Origin of the sequence: Legionella sp. km535, assembly GCF_003990085.1 — a bacterium.
Lineage (GTDB): Bacteria > Pseudomonadota > Gammaproteobacteria > Legionellales > Legionellaceae > Legionella > Legionella moravica.
The window spans coordinates 62,151-77,091 of sequence record NZ_RZGU01000008.1 but is presented as its reverse complement, the minus strand read 5'-3'; the positions used below and the strand labels follow the sequence as shown (position 1 = coordinate 77,091).

Here is a 14,941-nt window from a genome sequence, read left to right as displayed (position 1 = left end):
TCAATGAATTGACGACAATATTCAATGCACTGAACTCTTTATGACATCGTGAATTCAGGTGAAGATTCCAGTTCAAGAGAAGCACTATGGTCAGAACATGGTGATTGAACCAGAGGCTGTTTATCCATACCCGTTAAAAAGGAGTCTTCAGTAAGGGAATCACTCATGGGGGATAAATGAAACGGAGTTGATTTTTGGACATTTTTTTCAGGAGATTCAGATGCTGGAGTGACCTCATGTTCCTTATCAAAAATCAAAGAACCCAAAGCAGAAACAGCGCGATCAGCCAGACTTTCGCCCATCATTTTTACTGCACTGATACCACTCACGTCTTCCAAAGAATTAGTAACACGCTCAACGCTTTGTTGTAAATTACCCATAAGAGCCAACATTGGATCTTCGTTGTCCTTTTTGTCATTAACAGAAGCTTCCTCATCAAGGTCTAATGGTTTTCTTTTCCTGGGCTCGGTTAATTCAGAGGAAACAACTTTTTTCTTATCTGAAGCTAATTTATTAAAAGCAGGTTTGTCTGTTGACATAAATACCACCTCTTATTGTTCCGTTTTATCGAATAAGTCACTCGATAATGGTGCGATTGAATCGCATCCAATACTACCAAAGAACATAAAAAATAGTAGTTAATTAAATAAAAATTTAATGATCATGTTCAAAATAAAGAATTGCACCAAAACAGCTATTTTGAGGGAAAAAGAATTGTAGTGACTGTTCGATTGTCCTGGAGATTGATTCAATCATAACAAGGTAATTATTGATCAATCGCATCCTGACATTTTTGTTGTGCCAACTGAGCACAATTATCTTCACAATTGATATCATCAGAATTAAGGCAGGCATCATTAATGCAATTTTGAGTAGCCTCATCAACACAACTTAATTGATCCAAATCCTGCGTGCCTTCCACTTCGGATGGAATATCTGCTGCAAGGGCAATAGTTGAGTATAGGGCAAGAAATATGGCAATCAACCAGGAACTAAAATCATTCATAGTTCATCCTTAACTGTAGGCTTCTAAATAAATTATAGCCAAATAATTCTCCATTGATTGGGTTTCCTAAATAAATAAATCATGAGAAACTCAAGTATCTCGTGATTATCTGATGAAGTATCAATGCGCAGCAAAAAAATGATACTGACTAATTTTAGTCGGGCAAAATACAGCGAATCGTTCTGTTTAAGACCAGATAATGAGAGACAACTTACGGAATGTTATTCACCAGATCGCGCACTTCCCATGCTGGCAAGAGGCGCTGGATTAAGCTATAGCGACAGTTGCCTCAATGAAAATGGGCTGATCATTGATAACTCCAGAATGAATCATCTGATAAGCTTTGACCCTGATACCGAAACTGCCATTTGCCAAAGTGGAGTCAGTATTCAGGATTTATTTTTCCTGCATCCTGAGTACATTCCCTCGGTACTTCCTGGAACAGTCCATAGCACTCTTGCGGGAGGAATTGCTCATGATGTCCATGGCAAAAATAATCCTGATGAAGGCAGCTTCGGACAACACATACTCTGGTTTGATTTGATTATAAAAAATAAAAAATATCACTGCAGCCGTGATCAGCATCCCGATTTATTTTTTGCGACCCTCGGTGGCGCTGGTTTAACTGGCATTATCACTCGGATTGGGATCAAATTAAAAAAAGCCTCCCGTTGCGTGCAAGTTGAACATAAACAACTCTATTCCATAAAATCACTCACTGAAGAGATGTCCGCCAAGGGGCTAAATTATCAATACCAGGTAGCATGGCTTGATCTGTTACACCAAGAGCCACGCGCGATCCTATCGCTTGCAAATCATTGCGACTCAATTCCTTTTAAACAGGAAAAAATTCACAGCGTCAGTAAATTCCCTTTTGGTTTAATCAAAGAATGGAATATCAAATTATTTAATACTTTCTATTTCAAAAGTAAAAAACCAGTAGAACAACTGCCCCTGCTTGAGTTTAATAATCCACTGGATAAAATAAAACACTGGAACAGACTTTATGGCCCCAAAGGCCTCATCCAGTTTCAAGCAGTATTCAATCAGGAAAACGCACACCATACTATAGAGCAGTTAATTCAAATCATTAGAACCCATAAAGCGAGCCCTACTTTAGCTGTGTTGAAATTATTCATGCAATCAGGAGAAGGTTTACTATCGTTTTGTACCCCCGGCTTTACACTCGCCATTGATTTTATTAACAATCAATATGCTCAAAAGGCCATTATGGCAATGAATCAACTCATTACAGAACTTAATGGCCGTATCTATCTAGCCAAGGATTTATTACTTACTCCAGAACAGTTCCGTATTCAATATGAACATCATGCTGAATTATCAGAGATTATCAAACACTATCAGTCTCCAATGCGTTCGGATCTTGCCAAAAGACTAAGGATAACAGAATGAGTGAACGAACCTGGGTTATTATCGGAGCAACATCAATTATCGCAGAGGAATTTGCTCATTGCGCTGCAAAAGATGGGAATGCTCTACGCTTGGTTGGGCGAGATCAGGAGCAACTGAACCTCATCGCTAAAGATATAGAGCTTAGATATCACGTCCCTTGTACTGTTGAAATAATGGATATGATGCAATCGACCAGTAACCTGTTGACTGTTTTAAAACCGGATGCTCAGGAATTGGATTTATTTATTGCACAGAGTGATTTTGCGGGTAACAATCACCTCACAGTTGAATCCATTACTCAACTGGTACAGGTCAATATTCTGGCAACAACCCTGCTCATCCAGGCCTATTTGGAAAGAAGTCAATCCCGGCATCATCTGCTCTTTTTAAGTTCAGTGGCAGCCTGCAGAGGTCGTGCAAAAAACAGTTTATACGGTGGCAGCAAAGCGGCTATAGAAGTATACCTTGAAGGATTGCAACAATCCGCACAACAAAACCAGCATATTACTATCGCACGACTTGGCTTTATTGATACGAGACAAACCTTCGGTTTGCCAGGGATTTTCTATGCAGCACCTCCAAAAGAATGCGCCAAAGCATGCTGGAAAGCACTACATAAAAATAAGAGGATGATTTATTTTCCCAAATTCTGGCGAGCAATCATGGCAATTATGACTCGCATTCCGTTTGTTCTTTATAAGCGAATGGGTTCTGTATAGAACGGAATTTTATGCTCCGTTTTGATTTAAAAGATCCTGCGTCAGTAGACATTTCAGCTATTTCCCCCCGCTTTCAGCGTTTTATGTCTGAACCATCTTCAATTTATGAGGTTAGGCCTTGGCCCATAGCCGTCAGGCTAACGGGGGCAATGATCAACAGACCCTAATGAATTATTACAAGTTGTCTTGTGTCTGCTCTTTGACGTAAAGTATTACCGGCATACCGGCAAAATCTATAGTCTCAATAACTCCTTGTTGAATTTTTTTCTGCACTGCATCCCCCTCCAGAAAGTATGGAATTCCCAATACAATGCCACCTGTTATCTGATCGTTTACCCGACTTTTCACCCCGCCGGAGATAATATTGATTACCTCATTTACAGCATCCATCATATCCAATCGTGGAATGATGACTTCAGGAGAAACAGAGAGTATGGTTCGAGCCAAATCCATCAGCACAGACTCATCAGATAAAAAGCCCAATTCAATATCACTCTTGTTTGCTGTGAGCAACAAATACGAACCGGATAATAGAGTGAGGCTTCTTTCCGTGATCCTGTTTTTGTTCATCGAATCATGAAACAAGTCTTCAAAAAGAGTCTGTCTGGCATAATCAGACGCTGATTCAGCAATAACGTCAATCCATGGTATCGAAGGGCTGCTCTGGTTCATTTTTAATTCTTCCTTTAAGTGTTTCAGCTTAATGCAATAATTTTGTTCACCACCAAAAAACCAAACTGACTGTTTTTTTTCAAGATGCAAGATGTATCATTCTTATCAGGACACATCACTCTGTACTTCTAGTCCCTGTTTTAATAAAAAATACCCTCAGCAAAAACACAAAGATGATCATTCGATTATTTTTTTAATTTGTAACAAGGCACTTTATCTATTCCAATCCGTTCAAAATCATTGCTGATTCCTAAAGTGGTTTCGGAACCTCCCAAAAAGAAATATCCATCGGGATGCAAGGTAGCACCCACCCGTTTAAATATTTCCTTTTTGGTTTCAACACTAAAATAAATGAGCACATTTCGCATGAAAATCAGATCCATTTGCGATATTGACCATGGATTTTTTAAATTAATTTTTTGAAAATTAACCATAGTTCGTATTTCTTCTTTTATCTGCCAGTGGCTGCCATTTTTTTCAAAATATTTAACCAGGTACTGCGCGGGAAGACCTCTATTGACTTCAAGTTGGTTATAAATTCCTGACCTCGCCCTGGTAATCATTTTGCCGGATATATCGCTCGCTAAAAAATTAATCTTCCAGTTTCCAAGGCTATCTTTTAAATCCTTCAAAATCATGGCAATGGTATAAGGCTCTTGTCCGCTGGAAGCAGCGGCACACCAAATGTTCAGTGTTTTATTTACTTTTTTGGATAATAATTCCGGTAATATCGTTTTCTTTAGAACTTCAAAAGGATGAATATCACGGAAAAATAACGTTTCATTAATAGTGATTGAATCGACTACCTTCATTTTCAACTCGTCTGTAGGTCTCGATTTGATTTCATTAATCAGCTCATCCAAGGATGAAAATCCTGACTCCTTCGCGACAGGGGCCAAACGAGATTCGACCAGATATTCTTTACCTGGATCAAGGACGATGGCAGCCTGGTCATTAATAAATTTTCTGATAAACTCAAAATCGTTATTATTCATGATTAAATTCTTTTTTTATTTACCCGCTGTATGATAGCAAGACCGATATCATCCAAAGGTAGAGTTAGATCGGCCAATCCTGCTTTTGAAACACTGCCAGGCATCCCCCATACGATACTTGATGGTTCATCTTGTATAAGGACTTGGCCACGTTTGTCCTTTATCGAACGACAACCACTCAGACCATCCTGTCCCATTCCCGTCATCACCACCCCAAGAGTATGGGCTCCAAAGTGATGAACTACTGAATGAAACAAGGTATCTACTGACGGTCTGCAAAAATTAACCACCGGATCCTGATTCAGTTTCACGATGTAACGTCCTTCCTGAAATGCCAAGGTCATATGAAAATTACCAGGTGCGATCAACGCTTGACCGGGAAGCACAGGATCATCCTGTTGAGCCTCTTTCACTGCAATCTGACAGCTTTTATGTAGCCCTTCTGCAAGAATGCCTGTGAAAATAGGAGGCATATGCTGAACAATAAGCACAGGAACCGGGAAGTCCGCTGGTATTTTAGGCAAAATTGCTTTCAAGGCGTTAGGTCCACCTGTCGAAGTTCCTATGGCAACAATATCTACTCTGTCTGTACCCGGAACAACTCGGGATGAAGTGGCGTGCGCTGAAGAATCGTTGAATGAAGAGGTTCTTGCTTTGGCAATTAATCCTTTAATCTTATAAACTAGCTCGTCGCCTATGGTTTTTATTATTTCCGCATAAGCCGTGCCATTGCCCGGTTTGGTGACATAATCGTTAGCCCCATAGTAAAGAGCATTCAAAGTTGCCTCAGCTCCCAGAGAGGTTAAAGAACTGAACATAATGACCGGAAGTTTTGGATGTTTTTTTCGAATTTCCAATAACGTCTCTAATCCATTCATCTCTGGCATTTCTATATCAAGAATAATGATATCAGGAATTACTTGTTCCAGTTTAGCCAGTGCCAGGGCACCATTAGCAGCAGTAGCTAAAACTTCAATTTCAGGATCTTGAGATAAAACATCCGAAATTACTCGCCTCATTAATGCAGAATCATCTACAAGCAGTACACGGATATTTTTCACAATAATCTCCTGCTTCATTAATCTTAATTCACAATTCTTCCAAGGGTGGCGCAAGCCCCATCATCTGGAGCTTTCCGATAATCACTTCCTTGGTAAAGGGTTTCATGACATATTCATTGGCACCTGAAACCATAGCTCGAGTGATATGTTCCATTTCCGTTTCTGTGGTAACCATCATCATCCATGTTTCCGCAAAGTTAGGCTGCTTTTTGGCTATTTTAAGAAATTCCAGGCCGTTCATTACTGGCATGTTCCAATCAATACATGCCAGATCCAGTGAACCTACTTCATTCAAGCGAGATAAGGCTTCTTCACCATTACTCGCCTCAAGAATTTCCCAATTGCCTAACTCCTTAAAAATACGACTTAACAAAGTTCTTGCCGTTTTGGAGTCATCAACTAATAAGACCCTCATATCCCTCTCCTCTGCCCTGATTGATGCCAAACTAGCAAGTAAATTGAGACACAATCTTTTGTAGTTCTGCTGCCATATTTGCCAATTCTTTGGCTGCCTCCTGGCTGCTCATAGCACCTTTTGCAGTATCCTGAGCTGCTTGCGCGACACTCATAATATTTTCAGAAATTTCCGAGCCTCCCTTGGCTGCCTCAGAAACGTTACGCCCAATTTCACTGGTAGTGGCCGCTTGTTCCTCAACCGCCGTCGCTATTGTATTTTGGGTCTCGTTGATCTGTTTGATGATGTTGCTTATTTTGGTAATCGCATTTAAAGATTCCTGCGTGTCGGCTTGAATGGTTTCTATTTTACGGCTAATGTCTTCTGTTGCTTTTGCTGTTTCTTTTGCCAGCTCCTTGACTTCATTAGCTACAACGGCAAACCCTTTACCCGCCTCGCCTGCTCGAGCAGCTTCAATGGTGGCGTTTAAAGCCAATAAATTGGTCTGTTGCGCAATTGAAGTAATGACTTTAACCACGTTGCCAATTTCAGTACTGCTTTCACCCAGTTTAACCATAGTTCGATTGGCATCCTCAGTAACGACAACCGCTTGATTGGCTACCTGAGCGGCATCAATCGCATTTTTTGCAATTTCATTAATGCTGGCATTTAACTCTTCTGCAGCGGCTGCAACGGTTTGAATATTCTGGCTTACTTCCTCAGCAGCAGCAGATACTAAATTGGATTGAGCTGAAGTTTCCTCTGCGTTTCCTGCCATTTGCTGTCCGTTTGAAGTCATTTCATCTGCGGATGAAGTTAATGCTCGTGAACTGTTCGCTATAGACTGAACGGTTTGTCGTAATTGTTGAAAAAATGTTTTTAAGGATGTAGCAACAAGATCTATAGGCTTGTCGCCATCAATTGTAATTTCTTTAGTCAAATCCCCTTCGCTTGCGGCTTTTACTATGTCAAGGATGACATCGACTTTTTTAATAATGATGTCCTGATCCTGTTTCTGTTTGGTAATATCTGTTGCTATTTTTACTACTTTAAACACCTTCCCCATTTCATCTTTAACTGGTGCAAAGACAGCATTAATCCAAATTTCAGCACCATTTTTGCCAAATCGCTTGTATTCATTGTTGAATGTGGTGCCATTAGCCAATTCTTTCCAAAAATTTTCATATTCAGCCGTTTTAGCAAAAGCAGGATCCACAAAAATGCTGTGATGCTTCCCTTGTATTTCACTGAGCTTATACCCCATGGTATTTAAGAAATTTGTGTTGGCATTCAAGATATTGCCACTGGTATCAAACTCAATAAAAGCAGAGGCTTGATTAATAGCCTCTATAATACCTTTCATGTTCTGACGTTCAATTTCCTGATCTGTTATTTCATAACGGACGCCCAAATATTTAATAGGTTTGCCATCCTCTCCCAAAACAGGGCAAATGGTTGCATCGACGTAGTAGGGTGAGCCGTCTTTTTTCCTGTTTTTTATTTTTCCTCTGAAAACCTTCCCTGTACCTATAGTATTCCAAAGCTCTTTAAACAGGCTTTTAGGAGTGTCTTCATGCCGAAACATATTGTGAGGATTACCAATGCACTCGTCTCTATCATACTGAGACACCTCACATAATTTGTCATTAACCGATAGAATGTCACCACGTTTGTCGGCAGTTGAAACAATGCTGGTCATATTGATAATTTTTAATAGCGCATCATGTTCTCGTTTACGGATCTCTTCCTCACTTAAAACACCTACAGCTTTTCCTGCTTTACCATTTCCTTTGGTCATAGCGGGTACTGCTTGATTTTTATCGTTTAAATCGTCCATATTATTCATGATGTTTCCCTTATGATTAAATAACGTTTTGCTCAACCTGACCTAAACTGGTTACTTTATCTATATCTAAAATTAACAGTAATTCATCATCCAGTTTGCATACTTCCTTGAGTACCGCCCTTATTTCCCCTTTTAAGTTTTCAGGGAGTGGCTCAAAATGATCTAAAGAAATATCAATCACATCGCCTATATCATCAACCAGAAAGCTCACTGCCCCATCCTCAACTCGAACAATCACATTCGTTGGCTTTACCTGTTCAGAAAGAGGGGGGAATTCCAGTCGAGTTCTCATGTTAATGGCTGTGACTATCTGCCCTCGTAAATTAATCAAACCACTGATACGCTCATCAGCTAAGGGAACGATGGTCATTTCCTGATAACGAATCACCTCTTGAATTCGACTAACGTCTATACCGAAGAAATATTTATCTACATAAAAAGTACATAATTTACGCTCATCACTCATGATAGGTTCCTAGGCGCTTGCCGAATCGAAATACGTTGGTAATACTGAGCAAATGATGTTTTCAACGTCCAATATCTCAGTCACTTTATTTTCAACTACTGCTGTACCAGATACTCCCTTCCTGGTTATTTGCTTATCCAGGACGAACGTTCCCTCAACGATGTCGTAGACATGATCCACAATAAGGCCAAAATTTCTTTGAGAACGCGAATACACGATTACCTGAACTTTTTCTCTTTTCTCTGATGCATTAGAGTGCCCATCAATAAACTGATCCAGTCGAACCAGAGGCATTATCGAATTACGGTACTGAACCACCTCTTGCTTTCCGGCAGTTTCTATACTGCTTTCATAAAATTCCTCTATACGATCCACTTTACTTAATGGAACAGCCATGAGTGATTGACTGCCGGATCGCAATAATAATAAAGTTTGTTTTTGACCTGATTCTGCGGCTTCCTGTCTCTGGTGAGGGATTTTCTTGGATTGCATGTTATTGGGAAGTAATCCTGCTTTACGGGCTAATCCCATCACATCCAGAATCAAGGATATTTTACCATCCCCCATTATGGTTGCACCTGCAAAAGCGGTGACATTCTTCAAGAGTTTACTCAAGGGTTTTACAACAATTTCCTGCGTGTCATTTATATTGTCTACAATTAAACCAAAATGCGTTTCACCCGCTTGCAGAACCACTATATTAATGCTGTCATGGATCTCTTTAAGTTGTGACATATGAGGTAATTCCAGCTCTTTGGCAAGATAAACCAGTGGAAGCAATTTACCTCGGAGTTTATAAACAGGCGTATCCTTAATGAACTTGATGTCCTGTTTGATTTGAGTGCATTCCAGTCGTACCAATTCCAGGAGATTCACCTGCGGTATTGCATAGCGATTACTATCACAGGTAACGATAAGAGCCGGTATTATGGCTAAAGTCAGAGGAATTTTAACCTTAATCGTCGTTGACTCACCCACCTTGCTCTGAATGTCTATAGTGCCATTAATCCGCTCTATATTGGTGCGCACAACATCCATACCAACGCCACGCCCAGAAACATTCGTTACTTTTTCAGCTGTAGATAACCCCGGAAGAAAAATAAGGTAAAGCGCATCGCGCTCACTCATTCGTGATGCTTGTTCTTTCGTAATTAATCCTTTAGCTAAAGCCTTTTCCTTCACTTTTTCTGAAGAAATTCCTCCACCATCGTCAGTTATCTCAATATTGACATGTCCACCTTCATGGTAGGCTTTTAAAGACAGAGTTCCCTCTTCTGGTTTACCTAGCGCTTTGCGTACTTCGGGTTTTTCTATACCGTGATCGACCGAATTACGTACTATGTGCGTTAAAGGATCTTTAATTGCCTCAATCAAGGTTTTATCTAATTCTGTTTCTTTGCCAAACATTTGCAGAGTTACTTTTTTTTGACAGGAAGTTGCCAAATCACGAATAACCCGGGGAAATTTTCCCCAGACATTACCAATGGGCTGCATTCGTGTTTTCATTACTCCCTCTTGTAACTCTGAAGTAATTAAATTAAGACGCTGAGACACTGATATAAAACTCGTATCAGAATCCATTGAAATAAATTGTAAAATCTGGTTTCGTGAAAGTACCAACTCACCGACGAGATTCATTAGTTGATCCAGCAGCTCGACGTTAATTCTTATTGTTGAATCAGCTAAATTTGGCACTTTTGATTCTACAGGTTGAGCTGGCTCTGCATTAGAAATCAATACATCATCTTTGGAATGATGCGTCGCTGCAGGTTCATCAGGCTCCATAGAATTTATGTCATGATCTGAAGATAAAACAACAGACTGGTCCTGAGCGTTTTCTGTCTCAGTGTCGCATGAACCAGTCTCGGAAGCGGTATCTTTCGCTTGCGATGAGTGTTCATTAACGGATTGCAGCTGATGCAGGGTTTCAATTAGCGAAAGGTATTCTTCCTCGCCATCCTGTCCGGTATCCGAAATACACGCAAGCATACTTCTTACGGCGTCAACTGTATGCAACAAATTAGTAGTGATTTCGGTTTCCAGGGAGATTTTGCCGTCTCGTAACAACGACAATAAACTTTCCGCAGCGTGGGTTAATTTTTCAAGTTTATTAAAAGCCAACATCCCCGCGCCACCTTTAATGGTGTGTATGGATCGAAAGATAGCAGACAGGATTTTAGGATCGGAGGAATCTTGTTCTATTGCTACAAATCCATTATCCAGATTATCCAGATGTTCATTACATTCAGTCAAAAACTCTTTTATTATTTCATCATCCTCATTCATGATCCTGGCCCATCCTTGTTTTACACCTAAGATTATTCCGTTAACTCTCTCTGGTTATTCAATTAACCTGAAACCCTGTTAGCTTTCGTAACTTTTTTTCGCTTCATCAAGGGTTAAGCAGGTGATGGCTGATGCAGTCTCTTCATATTCTTTTAATTCTTTTGCTACTAAAGCCTTTGCGATGACAATAGGTTTGATTTGCGCTTTCTTACAACTATTGAGAATAAAACCAATCAGCTGAATTGCAGAAGAATTCAGAACATCATCCTTGGACATATCCGTTATAATCTTCTTGGCACCCTCTTTGATCGAAGTATTGAGCTGCTCCTTGATTTCTGTAACGGCATGAGTACTCATTTTGTCTGGGAATACCAGAATATCGATGTCATTATCTTTAATGAAAAACTGAGACACTTTCTTTTCTTCCAAAGCCAAATATTTTTTGACCCGTTCCATCAACTGATCGCTTTGAAAAGGTTTGGAAATGTAATCTTTAACGCCCAGTTTGATAATTTGAACCACTACGTCCTTGCTTGATTCAGCAGTAAGCATAATGACTGGAATGTCTTTAACCGAGGGATCAGCTTTTATTTTTTCAAGCATCTCAATTCCATTCATGACCGGCATGGTCAAATCAAGAATGATTAAATCCGGTTTTTCGCGATAGATAACAACCAAGCCCTCAGCACCATTTTCAGCTTCACTGACACAACAATCAAATGGTTGAAATGCTTTATTGACAATCTTTCTAATCACACTACTGTCATCTATTGTTACTATCTTATACGTTGTCATTGCACGATCTCCTAGGTCTTTCATAGTACTTGTAATCCAATAGCAAAAAGATACGCGCCTATCCTTTAATACACATTGGTCTCACAATGCATTCCTGTACATCGTTATAACTTTTGAAGTTCCGCTTAATTCCCAGTGTTTTAATCAATCTGGAAAACAGGTAAAACAAAGTGGCTCGAATTTTAAACACTTTTTATTTTTTTTAAACTTAACTTCTCTATTAATAAAGGTAGCTGATCGCCAAAAATTAAATGACAATTTTCTAAAAGAATGATTAAAAACTGCTTGCAATCAATTTTTAATTTTTGTAATCATCAGACCGTTGGATTATTAAATGTTTCATAGAGTCTTCTGGATACATCCCCCTCCTGTTCATCCCATGAGATGAACCATTTTTTAAGCGCTGTAGTCAATTAAAATGCTCGTTTAGAATTAAACCATTTCGGTAATAAATAATTTAGCGAATACCGTATTTACAGCAGCCGAAGGACATATTACATTTAATCCACTTTTGATAATTTCATAAGATAAAACTCCAAAAATGCACAAAAATCAGACACCCTCAATTTCAAGCTGCGGCAGTTGTTATATGCTAAAAAATTGCCTTATGGCAAAAGCTGACTTAGCAAACATGCTGCAAGAATCTATTGAGTTGCACGCCCGAATTGCTCATGCAAACGAGTACATTTCAACTGATTTTATTGAGAAAAATCAAATTATAATCGTCAGGACAGGGGCAGTAATCAAAGAATACGCAGACGCAAAGGGTAGTATTTCCTTAATAGATATCTATTACCCAGGCGACATGATTGTGGACTATTCGGAGACTGAGGTTCATTACACCATACGGTTAAAATCAATAGAAACATCAAGCCTGTGTTATCTCAATACAAATGTATTTAATATTACCCCTCTTTATACTGAGTTTTTAACCATTCGTTTAAAAAATCTTGAAGAAAGTAATTCGTTTAAACAATTTCTTCTGGTACATAAAGATCCCATAAAAAGAGTCCTTCTTTTTATCTTGACCATAGTCAAGAAAAAGCATGCTTTTCTGTGTGATGATATTGAAATCAAAATAAACTTATCACGCAAGCAGATTGGCATCTATCTCGGTTTGGCTGAAGAAACAGTAATCAGGGCCTTACGCTATTTAAGTGATTTGGGGTTATTAAATGTTAATAGCAAGAATTTCATTATTCCGCAATACAAAAAATTAATTAATTTTTACACAATTAGCCAAAATGACAGTACAAAATCCCAAGAGGCTCACTAACAACCCAACCCCCAAGGGTTTCATAAATGCCCCCCCTCAACGACATTAAAGAGCGACTCAATAAACCCAAAACCAAAAAAATAAGCGAAAATATAAGTGATATTATCCACTCTTTAAACCCAAAATACTTGTGATAAGTTTCTTATTGACCTAATATCTTTAAAAGAGCTTGCTTTTATTTTTTCAATTTGTTCCAGAAAGAGAAATAATTGATTGTTTAATGCTCGAAAAACACATGTAACATCAGAAGCCATTTTTATCTGGTACATAGTGTATGTTGTCGATGTTATTTATCTTGAGACGAAGAAATGCCGAGCGACTTTCTTCATCATAACGTTTAATTAACACAGTTGATTATGCTATGAATAATATTAATACGATAAACATACAAAAAATTATAACTGACTCCACATTGAATATGTTTTCAACAATGTTATCCATGGATCTGGAAACGCCTCATGATCACACCTGTGTCGAGCATCATAAATTTGAGTTTATGGGCCTTGTTGATTTAGATGGTGAATTGATTAGTGGTTTAATTGTAATTGGGTTAACTGAAGAATTTGGAAGAATCATAACCGCTCGCATGCTGGATCAATCTATTTCTGACATCCAATCCACCCAGGAAATTCTGGACGTTTCAAAAGAGGTCTGTAACATCATAAGCGGCAATTTAAAATCCAGATTGTGTGATATGGGATTTACATGTCGAATTAATCCCCCATCAGTGGTAGAAAGCAAGGATTACAAATTAAATTCCGACGAATGGATGTATTCATTATGTCATCTGTTCCACTTTGAGGAACATCAGTTTTTTGTTCGAAGCTATTTTAAAGGCTCAGTAGACAATTTTTCCTAATCCGCCTACTGGGATCTCAAACAAATACGCAAGCATTCGTTTTCCCAAATTCTCGCAGGCAATCATGAGCATCACTACCCATATTCCAATTGTTCGTTATCAGCGAATCAGTTTTGCATAATATTTGATTTTATTCTCTACGTTGCTTCAAAAGCCAGTTTAAATCAGGCTCTACCAATAGACGAGTCAACTGGCTAACCCATTTCATAGAACACACGATGGTGGTCAGCAGTGCAAGAGCAATTAAAAGCAACACATAATACCAAGTATCCTTCTGATACAAACCCGAATCGATTAGCCCCAGTAAAAAAAATACATGCAACAAATAGGGATACATCGTTCGCTGCCCCCACTCTGTAAAAAAGGTGCACCGCGACGGCATCAAGATCAGGAAACTGAAACAAAAAAATAGTGAAATAATCATCCAAAAACCACGTAAAAAAAGCGCTTTGCTCAGGGTCGTATGATAAATAAAAAAATAAGGATGAATGGGTTCAAATTGTTTTACATTATTAGGCGATATATAGAATACCAGACAGACGATACAACAAAAAATAATAATTGCCCCCGTTTTGTACCATAAATTCCAGTGCCGCTCTTTGTATTGCGCTAATTTAAACCCCAAAACAAAGAATGGAAAATATAAAAAAGTAGTTCCCAAAGCAAATACATCACCCATTTTGCCACAAAAGCCGATGAGCAAGGCCACTATAACTGATGTTAATAAAGGACATTTTATCTGCAAAAAATATGGAAGAACTGTTCTCCAAATAGCAAGAGACAGCAAATACCACAAAATATAAAAGGGTTCTATTATCAATAACTTGGTATTGTAGTCTCGAGCGACATAGGAATAAATCAATTCAAAAATAATATAAGGCGCAATTAAATGGGTAAGAATTTTGCCCATAGAGCGTTCCGTTAATTGTTTGTGACTGAATACACCTGAGATCAGAGTAAAACAAGGCATGGCTAGTAATTGCAAACACACATACAGATTTTGCGTCAACAAATATCTCTGCGTCAGTATTCCACTGCGATGGGGGGAAATAAAATGCAAGAGCACCACACAGAATATCAAAAAAAATTTTGCATTATCACATTTATAATTTCTTAGTGTTATTTCCGACATCAATGCTCCTGCTGACTGTTC

General features: G+C 38.8%; 15 protein-coding genes. 4 read left to right on the top strand and 11 right to left on the bottom strand.

Going from position 1 to position 14,941, the window contains the following annotated elements; genetic code table 11:
• Positions 1 to 38: 38 nt before the first annotated feature.
• Positions 39 to 539 carry a hypothetical protein gene (locus ELY21_RS06485; RefSeq protein WP_127107977.1) on the bottom strand — a complete coding sequence of 167 codons (501 nt, stop codon included), beginning with the start codon at positions 537 to 539 and terminating at the stop codon, positions 39 to 41.
• A 227-nt stretch (positions 540 to 766) separates the two neighbouring features.
• Positions 767 to 1,006 (bottom strand): hypothetical protein, encoded by a 240-nt coding sequence (locus ELY21_RS06480; protein WP_127107975.1) that lies wholly within the window; start codon positions 1,004 to 1,006, stop codon positions 767 to 769.
• A gap of 123 nt (positions 1,007 to 1,129) precedes the next feature.
• Between ELY21_RS06480 and ELY21_RS06475 the strand changes: the two genes are divergently transcribed.
• Complete coding sequence (locus ELY21_RS06475; protein ID WP_127107973.1) at positions 1,130 to 2,419, top strand: FAD-binding oxidoreductase; 1,290 nt, start codon at positions 1,130 to 1,132, stop codon at positions 2,417 to 2,419.
• Positions 2,416 to 3,138 carry an SDR family NAD(P)-dependent oxidoreductase gene (locus ELY21_RS06470; protein WP_127107971.1) on the top strand — a complete coding sequence of 241 codons (723 nt, stop codon included), beginning with the start codon at positions 2,416 to 2,418 and terminating at the stop codon, positions 3,136 to 3,138. Before ELY21_RS06475 ends, ELY21_RS06470 begins: the two co-directional genes overlap by 4 nt.
• A gap of 174 nt (positions 3,139 to 3,312) precedes the next feature.
• On the opposite strand, the gene ELY21_RS06465 is transcribed toward ELY21_RS06470, so the two are convergent.
• The 8 genes from ELY21_RS06465 to ELY21_RS06430 form a co-directional block, all read right to left on the bottom strand.
• Positions 3,313 to 3,900 (bottom strand): chemotaxis protein CheX, encoded by a 588-nt coding sequence (locus tag ELY21_RS06465; protein WP_127107969.1) that lies wholly within the window; start codon positions 3,898 to 3,900, stop codon positions 3,313 to 3,315.
• A 95-nt stretch (positions 3,901 to 3,995) separates the two neighbouring features.
• The gene (locus ELY21_RS06460; RefSeq protein WP_127107967.1) at positions 3,996 to 4,805 is read right to left on the bottom strand and encodes a protein-glutamate O-methyltransferase CheR; all 810 of its coding nucleotides are present in this window, start codon (positions 4,803 to 4,805) and stop codon (positions 3,996 to 3,998) included.
• Between the two features lie 2 nt (positions 4,806 to 4,807).
• Positions 4,808 to 5,866, bottom strand: a complete 1,059-nt coding sequence (locus ELY21_RS06455) for a chemotaxis response regulator protein-glutamate methylesterase (RefSeq protein WP_127107965.1) — start codon at positions 5,864 to 5,866, stop codon at positions 4,808 to 4,810.
• A gap of 28 nt (positions 5,867 to 5,894) precedes the next feature.
• On the bottom strand, positions 5,895 to 6,281 hold the full coding sequence (locus ELY21_RS06450) for a response regulator (RefSeq protein ID WP_028383014.1): 387 nt from the start codon (positions 6,279 to 6,281) through the stop codon (positions 5,895 to 5,897).
• Positions 6,282 to 6,312: 31 nt separating this feature from the next.
• On the bottom strand, positions 6,313 to 8,106 hold the full coding sequence (locus ELY21_RS06445; protein WP_127107963.1) for a methyl-accepting chemotaxis protein: 1,794 nt from the start codon (positions 8,104 to 8,106) through the stop codon (positions 6,313 to 6,315).
• A gap of 16 nt (positions 8,107 to 8,122) precedes the next feature.
• Entirely contained in the window at positions 8,123 to 8,572 is a 450-nt protein-coding gene (locus ELY21_RS06440) for a chemotaxis protein CheW (RefSeq protein WP_127107961.1), read from the bottom strand.
• Between the two features lie 9 nt (positions 8,573 to 8,581).
• The gene (locus tag ELY21_RS06435) at positions 8,582 to 10,858 is read right to left on the bottom strand and encodes a chemotaxis protein CheA (protein WP_035921216.1); all 2,277 of its coding nucleotides are present in this window, start codon (positions 10,856 to 10,858) and stop codon (positions 8,582 to 8,584) included.
• Between the two features lie 78 nt (positions 10,859 to 10,936).
• Positions 10,937 to 11,653 (bottom strand): response regulator, encoded by a 717-nt coding sequence (locus ELY21_RS06430; protein ID WP_051190550.1) that lies wholly within the window; start codon positions 11,651 to 11,653, stop codon positions 10,937 to 10,939.
• Between the two features lie 607 nt (positions 11,654 to 12,260).
• On the opposite strand from ELY21_RS06430, the gene ELY21_RS06425 reads away from it, so the two are divergent.
• Together ELY21_RS06425 and ELY21_RS06420 are read left to right on the top strand one after the other, a co-directional pair.
• Positions 12,261 to 12,929, top strand: a complete 669-nt coding sequence (locus ELY21_RS06425; protein WP_158618525.1) for a Crp/Fnr family transcriptional regulator — start codon at positions 12,261 to 12,263, stop codon at positions 12,927 to 12,929.
• Positions 12,930 to 13,290: 361 nt separating this feature from the next.
• A complete protein-coding gene (locus ELY21_RS06420) occupies positions 13,291 to 13,788 on the top strand; it encodes a chemotaxis protein CheX (protein WP_127107957.1) in 498 nt (165 codons plus the stop codon).
• A gap of 130 nt (positions 13,789 to 13,918) precedes the next feature.
• Here ELY21_RS06420 and ELY21_RS06415 read toward each other — a convergent pair whose 3' ends face one another.
• Positions 13,919 to 14,920 (bottom strand): acyltransferase family protein, encoded by a 1,002-nt coding sequence (locus tag ELY21_RS06415; RefSeq protein WP_127107955.1) that lies wholly within the window; start codon positions 14,918 to 14,920, stop codon positions 13,919 to 13,921.
• Positions 14,921 to 14,941: the final 21 nt, after the last annotated feature.

Excerpts from the sequence above, each read along its gene's own strand:
- ELY21_RS06485 (WP_127107977.1), bottom strand. The coding sequence starts at position 539 with ATGTCAACAGACAAACCTGCTTTTAATAAATTAGCTTCAGATAAGAAA.
- ELY21_RS06480 (WP_127107975.1), bottom strand. The coding sequence starts at position 1,006 with ATGAATGATTTTAGTTCCTGGTTGATTGCCATATTTCTTGCCCTATAC.
- ELY21_RS06475 (WP_127107973.1), top strand. The coding sequence starts at position 1,130 with ATGCGCAGCAAAAAAATGATACTGACTAATTTTAGTCGGGCAAAATAC.
- ELY21_RS06470 (WP_127107971.1), top strand. The coding sequence starts at position 2,416 with ATGAGTGAACGAACCTGGGTTATTATCGGAGCAACATCAATTATCGCA.
- ELY21_RS06460 (WP_127107967.1), bottom strand. The coding sequence starts at position 4,805 with ATGAATAATAACGATTTTGAGTTTATCAGAAAATTTATTAATGACCAG.
- ELY21_RS06450 (WP_028383014.1), bottom strand. The coding sequence starts at position 6,281 with ATGAGGGTCTTATTAGTTGATGACTCCAAAACGGCAAGAACTTTGTTA.
- ELY21_RS06445 (WP_127107963.1), bottom strand. The coding sequence starts at position 8,106 with ATGAATAATATGGACGATTTAAACGATAAAAATCAAGCAGTACCCGCT.
- ELY21_RS06440 (WP_127107961.1), bottom strand. The coding sequence starts at position 8,572 with ATGAGTGATGAGCGTAAATTATGTACTTTTTATGTAGATAAATATTTC.
- ELY21_RS06435 (WP_035921216.1), bottom strand. The coding sequence starts at position 10,858 with ATGAATGAGGATGATGAAATAATAAAAGAGTTTTTGACTGAATGTAAT.
- ELY21_RS06430 (WP_051190550.1), bottom strand. The coding sequence starts at position 11,653 with ATGACAACGTATAAGATAGTAACAATAGATGACAGTAGTGTGATTAGA.
- ELY21_RS06425 (WP_158618525.1), top strand. The coding sequence starts at position 12,261 with ATGGCAAAAGCTGACTTAGCAAACATGCTGCAAGAATCTATTGAGTTG.
- ELY21_RS06420 (WP_127107957.1), top strand. The coding sequence starts at position 13,291 with ATGAATAATATTAATACGATAAACATACAAAAAATTATAACTGACTCC.
- ELY21_RS06415 (WP_127107955.1), bottom strand. The coding sequence starts at position 14,920 with ATGTCGGAAATAACACTAAGAAATTATAAATGTGATAATGCAAAATTT.